Source organism: Halomonas sp. TH-94 (assembly GCF_057473365.1).
The window spans coordinates 58,060-70,925 of the sequence record NZ_JBYCKL010000065.1 but is presented as its reverse complement, the minus strand read 5'-3'; the positions used below and the strand labels follow the sequence as shown (position 1 = coordinate 70,925).

The 12,866-nt window shown below is 62.8% G+C and carries 10 protein-coding genes; 9 read left to right on the top strand and 1 reads right to left on the bottom strand.

The genetic code is table 11. The features are described from left to right. The first annotated feature begins 60 nt into the window (after nt 1-60). The 6 genes from AC2VNO_RS12695 (at nt 61) to AC2VNO_RS12670 (ending at nt 8,782) form a co-directional block, all read left to right on the top strand. Nucleotides 61-915: a thymidylate synthase gene (locus AC2VNO_RS12695; protein ID WP_486934448.1), complete on the top strand. Its 855-nt coding sequence runs from the start codon at nt 61-63 to the stop codon at nt 913-915. After that, nucleotides 912-1,436 (top strand): dihydrofolate reductase, encoded by a 525-nt coding sequence (locus tag AC2VNO_RS12690; protein WP_486934447.1) that lies wholly within the window; start codon nt 912-914, stop codon nt 1,434-1,436. The genes AC2VNO_RS12695 and AC2VNO_RS12690 overlap by 4 nt, the downstream gene beginning before the upstream one ends. Before the next feature lie 119 nt (nt 1,437-1,555). Beyond that, nucleotides 1,556-2,656 carry a ProQ/FINO family protein gene (locus tag AC2VNO_RS12685; RefSeq protein WP_486934446.1) on the top strand — a complete coding sequence of 367 codons (1,101 nt, stop codon included), beginning with the start codon at nt 1,556-1,558 and terminating at the stop codon, nt 2,654-2,656. 412 nt (nt 2,657-3,068) lie between these two features. Next, nucleotides 3,069-4,217, top strand: a complete 1,149-nt coding sequence (locus AC2VNO_RS12680) for a porin (RefSeq protein ID WP_486934445.1) — start codon at nt 3,069-3,071, stop codon at nt 4,215-4,217. Between the two features lie 244 nt (nt 4,218-4,461). Continuing rightward, nucleotides 4,462-5,199, top strand: a complete 738-nt coding sequence (fnr, locus tag AC2VNO_RS12675; protein WP_486934444.1) for a fumarate/nitrate reduction transcriptional regulator Fnr — start codon at nt 4,462-4,464, stop codon at nt 5,197-5,199. A gap of 106 nt (nt 5,200-5,305) precedes the next feature. Then, on the top strand, nt 5,306-8,782 hold the full coding sequence (locus AC2VNO_RS12670) for an EAL domain-containing protein (RefSeq protein WP_486934443.1): 3,477 nt from the start codon (nt 5,306-5,308) through the stop codon (nt 8,780-8,782). Nucleotides 8,783-8,794: 12 nt separating this feature from the next. Here the strand turns inward: AC2VNO_RS12670 and AC2VNO_RS12665 are convergent, their stop codons facing one another. Beyond that, a complete protein-coding gene (locus tag AC2VNO_RS12665; protein ID WP_486934442.1) occupies nt 8,795-9,691 on the bottom strand; it encodes a LysR substrate-binding domain-containing protein in 897 nt (298 codons plus the stop codon). A 172-nt stretch (nt 9,692-9,863) separates the two neighbouring features. Here AC2VNO_RS12665 and AC2VNO_RS12660 point away from each other — a divergent pair, with 172 nt between their 5' ends. The 3 genes from AC2VNO_RS12660 (at nt 9,864) to AC2VNO_RS12650 (ending at nt 12,848) form a co-directional block, all read left to right on the top strand. After that, entirely contained in the window at nt 9,864-10,679 is an 816-nt protein-coding gene (locus AC2VNO_RS12660; protein WP_486934441.1) for a citryl-CoA lyase, read from the top strand. Then, entirely contained in the window at nt 10,676-11,818 is a 1,143-nt protein-coding gene (locus AC2VNO_RS12655; protein ID WP_486934440.1) for a CaiB/BaiF CoA transferase family protein, read from the top strand. The genes AC2VNO_RS12660 and AC2VNO_RS12655 overlap by 4 nt, the downstream gene beginning before the upstream one ends. 88 nt (nt 11,819-11,906) lie before the next feature. Further along, nucleotides 11,907-12,848 carry a dioxygenase family protein gene (locus AC2VNO_RS12650; protein WP_486934439.1) on the top strand — a complete coding sequence of 314 codons (942 nt, stop codon included), beginning with the start codon at nt 11,907-11,909 and terminating at the stop codon, nt 12,846-12,848. Nucleotides 12,849-12,866 lie beyond the last annotated feature (18 nt).

Sequence of the window (12,866 nt, the reverse complement as noted above, 5' to 3'; positions counted from 1 at the left end):
TGAGCAGAGGCGGTAGACTCATGGCCCCAATCGTTCACTCTCATTAGAGCCTTTGCCAAGATGCCTGACGACAACGCCCAGCCCGCACTCGAGCAAGCCGTCATCGAACAGCCCGCTCTCGAACAGCCGTACCTGGACCTGATGCGCCAGGTGCTCGAACAGGGCGTTGAGCGTGACGACCGCACCGGGGTCGGTACGCGCTCCATCTTCGGTCATCAGATGCGCTTCGATCTTGCCCGTGGCTTCCCGCTGGTGACCACCAAGAAGCTGCATTTGCGCTCGATCATTCACGAGCTGCTCTGGTTCCTGCGTGGCGATACCAATATCGGATACCTCAAGCAGAATGGCGTCAGCATCTGGGACGAGTGGGCCGACGCTCAGGGCGAGCTTGGCCCCGTCTACGGTTACCAATGGCGCAGCTGGCCCGACCCCCGCGGCGGCCACGTCGACCAGATCGCGAACCTGCTCGAGCAGATCCGCACCAACCCGCGCTCGCGGCGGCTGATCGTCTCCGCCTGGAATCCGGCGCTGGTCGACGAGATGGCGTTGCCGCCGTGCCACTGCCTGTTCCAGTTCTACGTGGCCGAGGGGCGCCTCTCCTGCCAGCTCTATCAGCGCAGCGCCGACATTTTCCTCGGGGTGCCGTTCAACATCGCCAGCTATGCGCTGCTGACCATGATGGTGGCCCGTGTTTCCGGACTGGAGCCTGGCGACTTCGTCCACACCCTGGGCGATGCGCATCTCTATCTCAACCACCTGGAGCAGGCCGAGCTGCAGTTGGCCCGCACACCGCGGCCGGCTCCCCGGCTGGTGCTCGACCCAAGCGTCGCATCGCTGTTCGATTTCCGCTTCGAGCACATTGCCATCGAAGGCTACGACCCGCATCCCCACATCAAGGCCGAGGTGGCCGTATGATCGACGAGACCCTGGTGCCGGTGGCAATGATCGCCGCCGTATCGCGCAACGGCGTGATCGGCATCGACAACAAGCTGCCCTGGCACCTGCCTGAGGACCTCAAGTTCTTCAAGCGCATGACCCAGGCCAAGCCGCTGGTGATGGGACGCAAGACCTTCGCCTCCATCGGCAGGCCGCTGCCGGGCAGGCTCAATATCGTGGTAACCCGAAATGAAGGGTTTCATCATGATGGCGTGCGGGTCTGTCACGACCTGGCCTCGGCGCTGGCGCTGGCCGACCAGCAGGCCACCATCGACGCCAGTGACGAGATCATGGTGATGGGTGGCGGCGAGATCTACGCCCAGGCGCTACCCCACGCCAGTCGCATCTATCTCACCGAGGTGGAGGTCGAGGTGGAGGGCGACGCTCGCTTTCCCGAGCTCGACGAAAACGAGTGGCAGGAAGTGCAGCGGGTGCCAGGCTCGCCCCACCCGGGACAGCCCGAGTACAGCTTTGTCGAGTACCGCAGAAAAGAAGATTGAGCGGACGGTTTGTCAGCGCCACGCTTGTGGCACACACTAGCTTGATCATGGATAGCCGCTCCCGACCGAAAGCCGTCGCCGTGTCGTCAACGTGGGCCTGCCAGGAGGATGCTGGTTTGATGGAGAATAGTTCACGTCAGCTTTTTCGTGATCTCGAGGCTCGTGCCGCCGGTGCGCTCGACGAGCTGCGTAGCTGCCGCATGAAATTGCAGGAGCTGGAAGCCCGGCTCGCCGAGTCCGAAGCGCGACGGCAAGAGCAGGAAGCGGCTCGCCTCGAACTGGCGGAGGAGAACCGCGAGCTCGACGAGCAGAACCGCGAGCTCGAAGAGGACAACACCCGCCTGCGCGAGCGTCTGCGCAAGGGCGAGCCGGCGCCGCTCTTCCCCGGCTCGACCCGGCGTGCCCAGGGGCTGGCTGCCCTGATGGGCCAGCGCCCAGCCGCCGAACCCGCTCGCCAGCCCGATGCTCAGCCCGAACCCGAGCGGTCCGAACACACCGGGCCCGAGCTAGCCAAGCCAGAACTAGCTAAACCAGAGCTCGCCAAGCCGGAAGAGGTCGCGGCAGCGCCGGCGGCACAGGGCGAACGCCAGGGCCATCTGGCCATCGAGCAGGCGCCCTCCGCCGATGGCCTGTTGAAGCAGTGGTACCAGCGCTATCCCCGCACTTTCTTCAAGGGCCATACCCGTCCGCTCAAGGTCGGCATACATCATGACCTGGCGGCTTGCGAGCCCTGGCCGGAAAAATTGGTGCGTCGGGCGTTGGCGGGTTACGTCAATCTGCCGCGCTATCTCAAGGCGGTGCGCGAAGAGGCCGAGCGCATCGATCTCGACGGTGCCCCCGCCGGTATCGTCGATGCTCAGGCCGCCGAGCATGCGAGGCGCAAGCTGGAGCGGCTGCAGAGCGAGCGGCGTGAAAGTGGCAGGAAAGAGAATGGGCGTAAAGAAAGCGTACGGAAAGAGGGCGAGCGTAGGGACACGCCGCCGCGGCGCAGCGCCGACAAGACGCAGGCTCACGGCAGCGCCAACCGGCCAGCCCAGCGCGAACAGAATGCTGAACAGAGAGCCGAGCAAAAAGCCGAGCGCAAACCCAGGCCGATGACGGGCGCCGCTGACTCTTCTGCTACCCAAGCGGCCGCCGCGCCGACCGACCCGAGAGAGCGTATGGAGGCCAAGCTTTCCGCGCTTCTGGCCAAGCACGGCAGCGGCAAGACGGAGCCCTGAAAAGCGGCGTTGGCCAAGTGTGAAAAGCGCATTGCTTGCCAGCACTGTAACAGCGGGGCATGATGTGCGGGCTCATCGCTGCCAGGCGCCAAACTGCCATGCCTGCGGCACGCGAGCCCTCGCGCTGGAGCGCCTGGGACCGCATCAGCAGGGCAAAGTTCCATCGGAAAGGCGAGCGTCGTAGGAAAACAGTGTTTTTTCTTATTGCGTTCCGTTTTTCTCCGGTATAGAGTTCTACCTGCGAGCATTGGACTATAACAAGGCTTCGCTGCGGTCATGTCCGGCCCCCGGCCCTTCCTGAGAAGGAACCGAGCCAAGCACGGCGGGACCCATGCCCGGCAAGCTACCTGCACCGATCACCGATCCGTGCAGTAACGATCGAAACAGTAAGCTAGTGAAAGGAACTATAGAGATGAAAAAGACACTGTTAGCGACTGCCATTGCCGGCGCTCTGGGCGTCACCGCTGCCGCTCAGGCTGCTACCGTTTATGACCAGGACGGCACTCAGGTTGACGTCTACGGCCGTATCAACTACGGCATCACCACCGGTGGCACAGATCGCCCGGATCGCTATAACGTAGTGGGTGATGAAGTTGTTTCTGAAGGTGAAGTGAAGACCAGCGGTTCTGACTTCGTCGACGTGTTCTCCCGCTTCGGCTTCCGCGCCCGCCATCAGGTAGCGCCGGGCCTGCAAGCTTTCGCCAACATGGAGTTCCGTCCCAACCTGACGGCCCAGAACGACGATCCCATGGTCATCCGCAACTCCTTCATCGGCCTGCGCGACGACAACTTCGGTATGTTCCGTGTCGGTAACTTCGATGGCGTCGTTTACCAGGCGGTGACCAGCAAGTTCGAAGTTCACGAGTACGAAGGTTTTACCGCTATCAGCGGCGGCCCGGTCGGTGCGCGTGGTGACTCAATCCAGTACTCAACTCCGGTTCTGGGCGGTTTCCAGGTCCACCTGCAAGCTAAGCACGCTTCTGGCAACGGCAATGATGTTGGCGACGGCGACAACTCTTCTACCGTTAGCTGGCAGACTGCTGTCAACTATCAGTGGCAGGATCTGTACCTGGCTGCTGGTTACAACCAGTCCAAAGATCTGGCAGATCGCAATGCTAGCTACTCTGGTGGCGGCACTTACCCGGCAGGTGAAGATATCTGGACTGCCATGGCTGCTTACCAGTTCACGCCTGCCTTCTCTGCGCGCGTGAAATACGAAGAAGTTACCAGCGAGTTCAGCCAGGAAGAGCTGCTGGAGCGCATCGATAATGCTTCTGACGCTGGCTCTCGCGCAATCGTAGGCTCCGCACGTAACCTGTGGACCGTCGGTGCCACCTTCGACTACGGTATGGGTGAAGTCTACGCTGACTACAACCGCGTGCGCTCCGCTCTTGAAGGTGTCGACAGCCGCAACGTCTGGACCCTGGGCGCCAACTATCGCTTCAGCCGTCCGATGTACGTCTGGGCCGAAATCCACGACGCTAACTTCGACACTGATGACTCTATCGCCGACCTGAACGACGAGCTGCGTTATACTGTCGGTCTGCGCTACGACTTCTAAGTCAAGCCCAAGCTGACTGCAAGACTACGTCGATTCGTCGACGACAGAACCGGCCCTTCGGGGCCGGTTTTTTTGTACCTGCATTTTTTGGTTAGCGTGCAGGTGAGCATGTTTCTCTTGATGTAGATCAACCGTTGTTTCATTTCGTTAACCTGGGCGGCGCGCAGGCAGGACAGGCTTTTCGGCACAGGCGAGAATCGAAACTCCACTGATTTACCCACCCACCGAAGCAAGGAGTACGCTGATGAAGCCCCAGCCCGCCGAGCGGCCAGGTGCCGGCGTACCCCGCTGCGAGCGCTGCACCCTGCATGCCCGCTGCCTGCCGCTTGGGCTGGAGTTCGATGCCCTGCAATCCTTCGATGCCATCATTCGGCTGCCGCAGAGCCTCAAGCGCAGCCAGGCGCTGGTGCGCCAGGGGGAGCCGTTTACCAGCCTCTATGTGGTGCGTTCCGGCAGCCTCAAGCAGACCGTGGCCTTGGCGGGGCAGCGCGATCAGGTCACGCACTTCTACCTGCCCGGGGAGGTGGTGGGGCTGGATACCATCGGCGAGGCATCCTGCCATGGCAGCGTGGTGGCGCTGGAGAGTGCTTTCGTCTGCGAGCTGCCGTTCACTCGCTTGGAAGACCTGGCCGAACGGCTGCCGGAGCTGCGCGGTCAGCTCTACCGCTGCTTGAGTCGCGAACTGCGCCGCGACCAGCGCATGATGTGTTGGCTCTCCGGACGCACCGCCGATCAACGGATAGCGAGCTTTTTGCTGGGCCTGTCGGAGCGTTTCCGCACGCGGGGCTTCTCGCCGCTCTGTTTTCATCTCTCCATGTCACGCTCCGACATCGGCAGCTACCTGGGGCTGGCGCTGGAAACCGTTAGCCGGGTGCTGGGGCGCTTCCAGGAGCAGGGCATGATCGGCGTGGCAGGGCGCGAGCTGACCATCAGCGACTTCGACGCGTTGCTCTCTCTGGCGGAAGGCGGGGGCGGTGCCTAAGCGGGATTCAACCTTTCTCGCTGGCTGCCGATAACTCTCTATGACCACGCCTGCCGTCTGGTTGGATCGTCTCGTAAGCGGCTGACCCTAGGAGTGCGCGCTCGATATGTCTCACAAGACGCTGGATATCGCCAGAGATACCACGCTCTATGTGGCGGCGGCAGTGCTCATTCTGATGGGCGCATCGGGACTGCTGACCTATTGGCTGGATATCGTCTTCCCGCTGCGTAGCGTGCTGCTACCTGACAATGCACTGGCTGTGCTCATGGTCGGTGTCGGCCTGCTGGCGCTCATGCTGCGCTGGTCGTTGCTGCGTTGCGTTGCCGGTTTCATACTGCTCTTGCACGTTGCCTACCTGTTGATTCACAACGCTGTGGCAGGTGGTCGTGAAGTCGGAGTGTCTTGGCTGACGGGTGACGTGCGCATGGGGTCGCTGGCATCGGCAGTACTGTTGCTGGTGGCGCTCTGCCTGCTGCTGGGCGTGGGCAGGCGCCCGGCGCGCTGGCTGTGGATCGGCGTAGGCATCCTGCTGTTGAGCAGCAGCCTCCTGGCTCTGCTCAGGCTCTTCCTTCCGGGTGGCGAGGCTGCCTGGACGCTGAACAATGCGTCTTCCCCTCTGCTGGGCACCGTTCTGGCGCTGCTGCTGGGCGTTTCGATGCTGCTGATGGCTGTTGGTGTCGAGCGCCCTCAGCCGCGCATGGGCAAGCTGGCGCTGGCGTGCGGCCTGCTCGGTGTCCTGCTCAGCTGTACGGTCTGGTACCTGTTGAACTGGCAGTACCAGGCGGACAAGCAGCTGCAGGCCAGCCATCTGCTGGACAATCTGCAGTACAACGCCGAGCAGGTCATGGCCGCACAGCTTCTCTTCATCGAGTATATGGCCGAGCGCCTGGACTCTCCTGAGCTGGAAATCGAGACGGCGGGTCATGATCCCTATCTCCAGCGCTATTTCAGCGATTCATCCGGGATACAGGCGTTCGGCTTATTGAACGAGGGAACGTTGACTTGGCAGTTCGCCCGCCATGCGCCGGCCGGGCGATGGTTGCAGGATCGACTGAGTGATGCCCGAGTCATGTCATCGTTGGCGCTGTCTTTTGCCGAGCCACGGCTGGTGTCGGCCGATGCTGGGCACGACGGTATGGTGCTGATAACGACCCAGTTGCCCTCGGCTCGACGGCAGCTGGTGGGAAGCTTGGATCTCGTGGCGCTTTTCGAGGAGGAGCTACGCGTCCAGTTGGGCACCTACAGAGTCCGCGTGCTTCGCCAGGGGGCTCCTCTGCTCGACATGCGTGCGCCGGGGCGCGCCCCGAGCGAAGCGAGTTACCCTAAGGCGGCGCATCGCCGCGTTACCTTGCCAGGCGGGCTCGAGCTGACGCTCGAGATCTATCCCGATTCTGTCAATGAAATGCTCAAGGCCGGGTTGATTCCCGGCGGCGTGGCGCTCTCGGGGCTCATGCTGAGCTTTCTCATGGCGTTCAGCCTGGGGCTCGCCCATCAGCGACAGCATGACCGTCGGTCGCTGTGGGAAAGCGAACAGCGCTACCGTTCGCTCTTCGCCTACAACCCCGATGCGGTTTTTTCCGTCGATCCGCAGGGCGTCATTGCCACCGCAAATCCCACCTTTGCCGCCATTACCGGCCGGCCACTGGAGCGCATCGTCGGTACGCCGTTTTCCCAGCTCAGTCTTCCCGACCAAGCCGAGGGCATCCACCAGCATATTGCCGAAGCTCTCAAGGGCAACGCGCAGCGGCATGTGGTGACTATCGTCGATCGGGCCGGCGAGCCGCGCTTGCTCTACGTGACGCATCTGCCGATCCTGGTGGATGGAGTGGTCAAGGGGGTCTTCGGCATCGGCAAGGATGTCACCGAGCAGCACAGGAACGAAACGCGCCTGCGGGTGCTGGAGCGCAGCGTTCAAGCCAGCATCAATGGCATCGTGATCACCGATGCCGATCAGGTCGATTTACCCATCACCTTCGTGAACGAAGCTTTCCTGGCCCTGACGGGCTATCGCGAGGAAGAGCTGATCGGCCGTAACTGCCGGCTGCTGCAGGGGCCCGACACCGACCCCGAGAAGTTGGCCTGGCTGCGACGCCGCCTGGCCGAGCGTCGTGACTGCCATGTCACGCTACGCAACTATCGCAAGGATGGCAGTGCATTCTGGAATGCGCTCTATGTGGCGCCGGTACCCGATGGCGACGGGCGCGTGACCCACTTCATCGGTGTCTTGCGCGACGTATCCGACCGCCTGGCCTACGAAGAGCGACTTGCCCATAGCGCCAGTCACGATGCCTTGACCGGCCTGGCCAATCGATCGCTGCTGGAAGAACGGCTTACCCATCACTGCAACACCTCGCTGCTACAGGGTCGTAACTTGGCCGTGCTGTTCGTCGATCTGGACGACTTCAAGCCGATCAACGACAGCCTGGGTCATGCCATCGGCGATGAAGTGCTGATCGAAGTGGCCCGCCGTCTGACCAGCGCCATGCGGCCCGGCGACACCCTGGGGCGGCTGGGTGGGGATGAGTTCGTGGTGCTGATGACCGATGCCACCGGGGAAGAGCAGGCGGAGATGGCAGAGGTCTTGCTGCGGCTCGTGGCTCAACCTTATCGCATCGGTCATCACGAGCTCCATCTGTCGGCCAGTATCGGTATTGCCGTCAGTAACGGCGACATCGAGCAGCCCATGGAGTTGATCCAGCAGGCGGACATGGCGATGTACATGGCCAAGCAGCAGGGGTGTAACGCCTTTCAGTGGTACACGAGTGAGATCACCACGCGTGTCAACGAGCGCCTGGCGATGCGTAATGAGCTGCAGGAGGCCATCGACGGGCAGCGGCTGGAACTCTACTACCAGCCGCTATACGACCAGAGGGGAAAGATCGTCAGCGTGGAAGCCCTGCTGCGCTGGAACCACCCGGTGAGAGGCTTCGTGTCGCCCGGAGAATTCATCCCCCTGGCCGAGCAGACCGGCCAGATCATGCCGATCAGTCGCTGGGTTCTCGAACGCGCCTGTCTCGATATGGGCTTGCTTGACGCGCGAGGCCTTGCCGGGTTCAAGGTAGCGGTCAATCTCTCGCCCTTGCAGTTCCACCGTTCCGGGTTCCTGGACGCGCTGCGGGACACCCTTGCCACGACCCGGCTACCGGCCAGTCGGCTGGAGCTGGAGCTGACCGAAGGCGTGCTGCTGAAGGATGCTCAGGACGTCGTCGATATTCTTAATGCCCTGCGCCGGATGGGGGTCGAGGTCTCCATCGACGATTTCGGCACCGGCTATTCCAGCTTGAACTACCTGAAACAACTGCCCATCGGCAAGATCAAGATCGATCGCAGTTTCATTCGGGAAGTGACCCATAGCGTAGACGATGCTTCCATCGTGCAGGCCATCATCTCCATGGCCCATCATCTGGGCCTGAGCGTGGTAGCAGAGGGCGTTGAAACCGAGCAGCAGCTGCATTTGTTGAAAGGCTACGGCTGCGATCTCTTCCAGGGTTTCCTGCTCGCGCGCCCCATGCCGCTCGCTCGGCTCGAACAAACGCTGACCGCCGGCAAGGCGGTTCCGTTCGGGGAGGACGATAGCCGCTGATACAGGCAGAACTCAGCGTCTCCCCAGCGGACCCTGCATGACCAGCTGACGAATCGTCTCGGCCATGAAGCGGCTGGCGGGAGAGCGTTGGCCCTGCTGCGACCACAGCAGCCCCGGGGTACGCACAGGAGTAGGGCTTTCAAGCGGAATGGCCTTCACGCCGGGCTCGTTGCCCAGCGCATTCTCCGACACGATGCTGGCTAGATCGGTGCGTCGCACCAGTTCGATCATCGGCGAAATGGCATTGAGTTCGGCAACGATCTGCGGCCGCGCGCCGGCGGCAGCGAAGCACTCATCCAACATCTGGCGGGTGGAGAAGTGTGGCGCCAGCAGCGTCATGCGCTGGCCATTCAGCTCGACCATCCTGAGCCGCTTACGCCCCGCCAGCGGATGCCCGGCAGCCACGATCAGCTTGAGTTCCTCGTTATAGAGTGGCTCGAAGCGCAGGCCACGCGGAACGCCTGGGCGATAGGAGATACCCAAGTCCAGGCGGCCGTTGACCAGACCTTCGCTGATTTGATCCCCCGAGAGTTCCTCCACGGCCACCTTGACATGGGGCAGGCGCTGCATGAAGAGCGACAGACATTGTGGAATGAGCTGTACGTTGAAGCTGTGGGTTGCGGCGATACGCAGCTCACCGCGCAGCTCGTCGGGTGCTTCCTTCAAGGCCCCTACGGCCTGGTCGACCTGGCGCAGTATCGGCACCACATGCTCGTGAAAGCTTTGCCCCGCCTCGGTGATCACTACCTTCTTGCCGACCCGGGCGAATAGCGGCTGCCCCAACTCCCCTTCCAGCTGACGAATCTGGTGCGAAAGCGTCGACTGCGTGACGTGAACCTTTTCGGCCGCACGGGTGAAGTTGAGCGTCTCGGCAATGGCCAGGAAGTACCGCATATGTCGCAGTTCCATGGGAAGCCTCGCTGTCGTTTCGCAATCAATCGATGCCATCGTTCGTTTCAATGGAAATTTATCATTTTTATGAATCGTATTCGCGTCGTATGTTTTTCTACACAGCGTTACACACCCCGAGCGTGAACGCCTCGTCGGCGTCTCACGCTCGCTTCTTTCCCCGGAGCGACAGATGAAAATAGGGCGCGAGACAATTCCAAGAACCGCCATCAGCACCTCCAACGCCGACACCATCGTGGTGCGTGGCAAGGACTTGAGCGCCGAGCTGATCGGCCACACCACCTTCACCGACTATTTCCTCATGCTGCTCGATGGCCAGCCGGTTAGCGACGTGCGCCGCCGGGTGCTGGATGCCACCCTGGTGGCCATCGCCGAACATGGCCTGGTGCCCAGCGTGCAGGCCAGTCGCATGACCTTCGCTGCCGCCCCCGAGGCGCTACAGGGCGCAGTGGCCGCGGGTCTGCTGGGCTGCGGGTCGGTGATTCTTGGCGCCTCCCAGGCGGCGGGTGAGCTGTTTGCCGAAATCGGCGGTCGGGTCGACGGGGGGGAATCGCTCGAGCAGGCCGTTCACGATGTCGTCAGCGAGCGTCGTGCCCGTCGCGAAGCGATCCCCGGCTACGGCCATCCGCTGCACAAGGCGCGTGACCCACGGGTCGAGGCGCTGTTCGGCGTAGCGCGCGAGGCGGGTGCCGACATGCGCTACGTAGAGATCGCCGAGGCCGTAGAGCTGGCCATCCCCGAGATCGTCGGCAAGGAACTCAAACTCAACGTTTCCGCCGCCATTCCTGCCGTTCTGCTGGGAGCGGGCTTCCCGCTCAAGGCGCTGCGGGGCGTGCCGCTGCTGGCCCGTACCGCCGGGCTGATCGCCCACCTGCTGGAGGAGTCCGAGCAGCCCTGCGGCTTTGCGCTTTCCTACCAGGCGGCCCAGCGGGTCGAATACACCGGTGACGTTCCGCCGGGCTTCGAGACGGAGGGGAGCGGATCATGACCAAGGTACTCGAAGGCATCACCGTCATCGAACAGGGCACCTTCATTACCGGGCCTGCCGCCGGCATGCTGCTGGCCGATCTCGGGGCCAACGTCATCAAGGTGGAAATGCCGGGCAAGGGCGACCCCTTCCGCGCCTTCAAGGGCGGGCTCTACAGCCCTCACTACCAGACCTACAACCGTAACAAGCGCAGTATCGCCCTCAACACCAAGGAGCCGGAGGACCTCGCCACCTTCGATGCGCTGATTCGCGATGCCGACGTCTATATCCAGAACTTTCGCCCCGGCACTGCCGAGCGCCTGGGGGCAGGGGAAGCGCGGCTGCGGGAGATGAACCCGGGGCTGATCTACTGCGCCATCAGCGGCTTCGGCAACGACGGCCCTTACGCCTCACGCCCCAGCTACGACACCGTGGCCCAGGCGGCGAGCGGTTTTCTCAAGCTGCTGATCAACCCGGAAAATCCGCGGGTGGTGGGCCCGGCCATGGCCGATGCCCTGTCGGGCTTCTATGCCGCCTACGGCATTCTCGGTGCGCTGGTGGAGCGCGGCCGTACCGGCCAGGGGCGGCGGGTCGACGTCTCCATGCTGGAGGCGATGTGCCACTTCAACCTCGACGCTTTTACCCACTATCTCTCCGAGAACGAGATCATGGGGCCCTACAGCCGGCCGCAGGTGTCGCAGTCCTACGTGGTGGAGTGCGCCGACGGCAAGTGGGTCGCGCTGCACATGTCCTCGCCTGAGAAGTTCTGGCAGGGGCTGGCCAATGCCATGGAGTACCCCGAACTGCTGCAGGACGAACGCTTCGCCACCCGCGAGGGGCGCATCGACCACCAGGAGCAGATGATCGAAGTGCTCAAGCAGGTCTTCAAGCGTCACGGGCGCGACGAGTGGTGCCGGCGACTCGAGGCGGAGGACGTGCCCCACGCGCCCATGTACGACACCGACGAAGTGCTCCAGGACCCCCAGGTGAAGCACCTGCAGCTCGAGGTGAGCACCGAGCATCCCACGGTGGGCACCTTCCGCACGGTGCGCTCGCCGGTTTCCTACGATGGCGTCAAGCCGCTGGACGTGGTGGCGCCGCCGGTACTGGACGAGCACCGCCAGGAGATTCTCGACGAAGTGAAGCGCCGGCAGCGTTGAACGCCGCCCGAGCGCATCGGCACCATCAAACAATGATAATCACGAGGCCGGGTAGTGCTGATACCCAGGCCGATCAGGAGCGACAGTCATGTTCGAATTGCCCAACAAAGACGACATAGTTCCGCATGGCATTCCCCAGACGCCTGACGATATCACCGAGATCGTCGTCAAGGCCATGAGCCATACCAAGGATGATCGGCTACGGGAAATCCTTACGGCGCTGGTGCGACATCTGCATGCGTTTGGCCGCGAAGTGAAGCTGAACGAAGAGGAGTTCATGGCCGCCATCAATGCTGTCACGCGGCTTGGCCACCTCACCCGCGATCGCCACAACGAGACCATGGTGATGTCGGACGCCCTGGGTTTTTCCACCCTGGTGATGATTCTCAACCAGGAGCGCACCCCGGAGCAGATCTCGCCGGCCCTGCTGGGGCCGTTCTACAGCCGCAAGGATCCCGAGTATCCGTTGGGCACCAATATTTCACGCGACACGCCCAAGGAGAGCGACATTCCGCTATTCGTCTCCGGGCGGGTGACAAGCCGCGACGGCACGCCGTTGGCGGGTGCGCTGGTGGAGGTATGGCACGCCTCGCCGGAGGGCCTCTACGAGAACCAGGACGATAGTCAGCCGCACCTGAACCTGCGCGGCAAGTTTCGCACCGACGGCGAGGGCCGCTACCGCTTTCGCACCATACGCCCGGCCAGCTATCCGATCCCCACCCACGGCATCGTCGGCGAGATGCTCGAGGCGCAGCATCGTCATCCGTTTCGTGCCGCCCACCTGCACTTCACGATATCGGCGGAAGGGCATCAGACCCTGGTGACCCAGATTTTCCCCGACGACGATCCCTTCCTCGAATCCGACTGCGTTTTCGGCGTCACCAGCGCCGATCTGGCCATGCCGTTCACCCTGCACGACGACGGGAAGGCCCCCGATGCCGATGTCAGCGGACGCTACTGCACGCTCGACGTGGACTTCGACCTGAGCCCCGGGGATTCGCGCTTGCCGTCCTCGCCTATCGACTCCTGACCGGGCCGCACGCCAAAA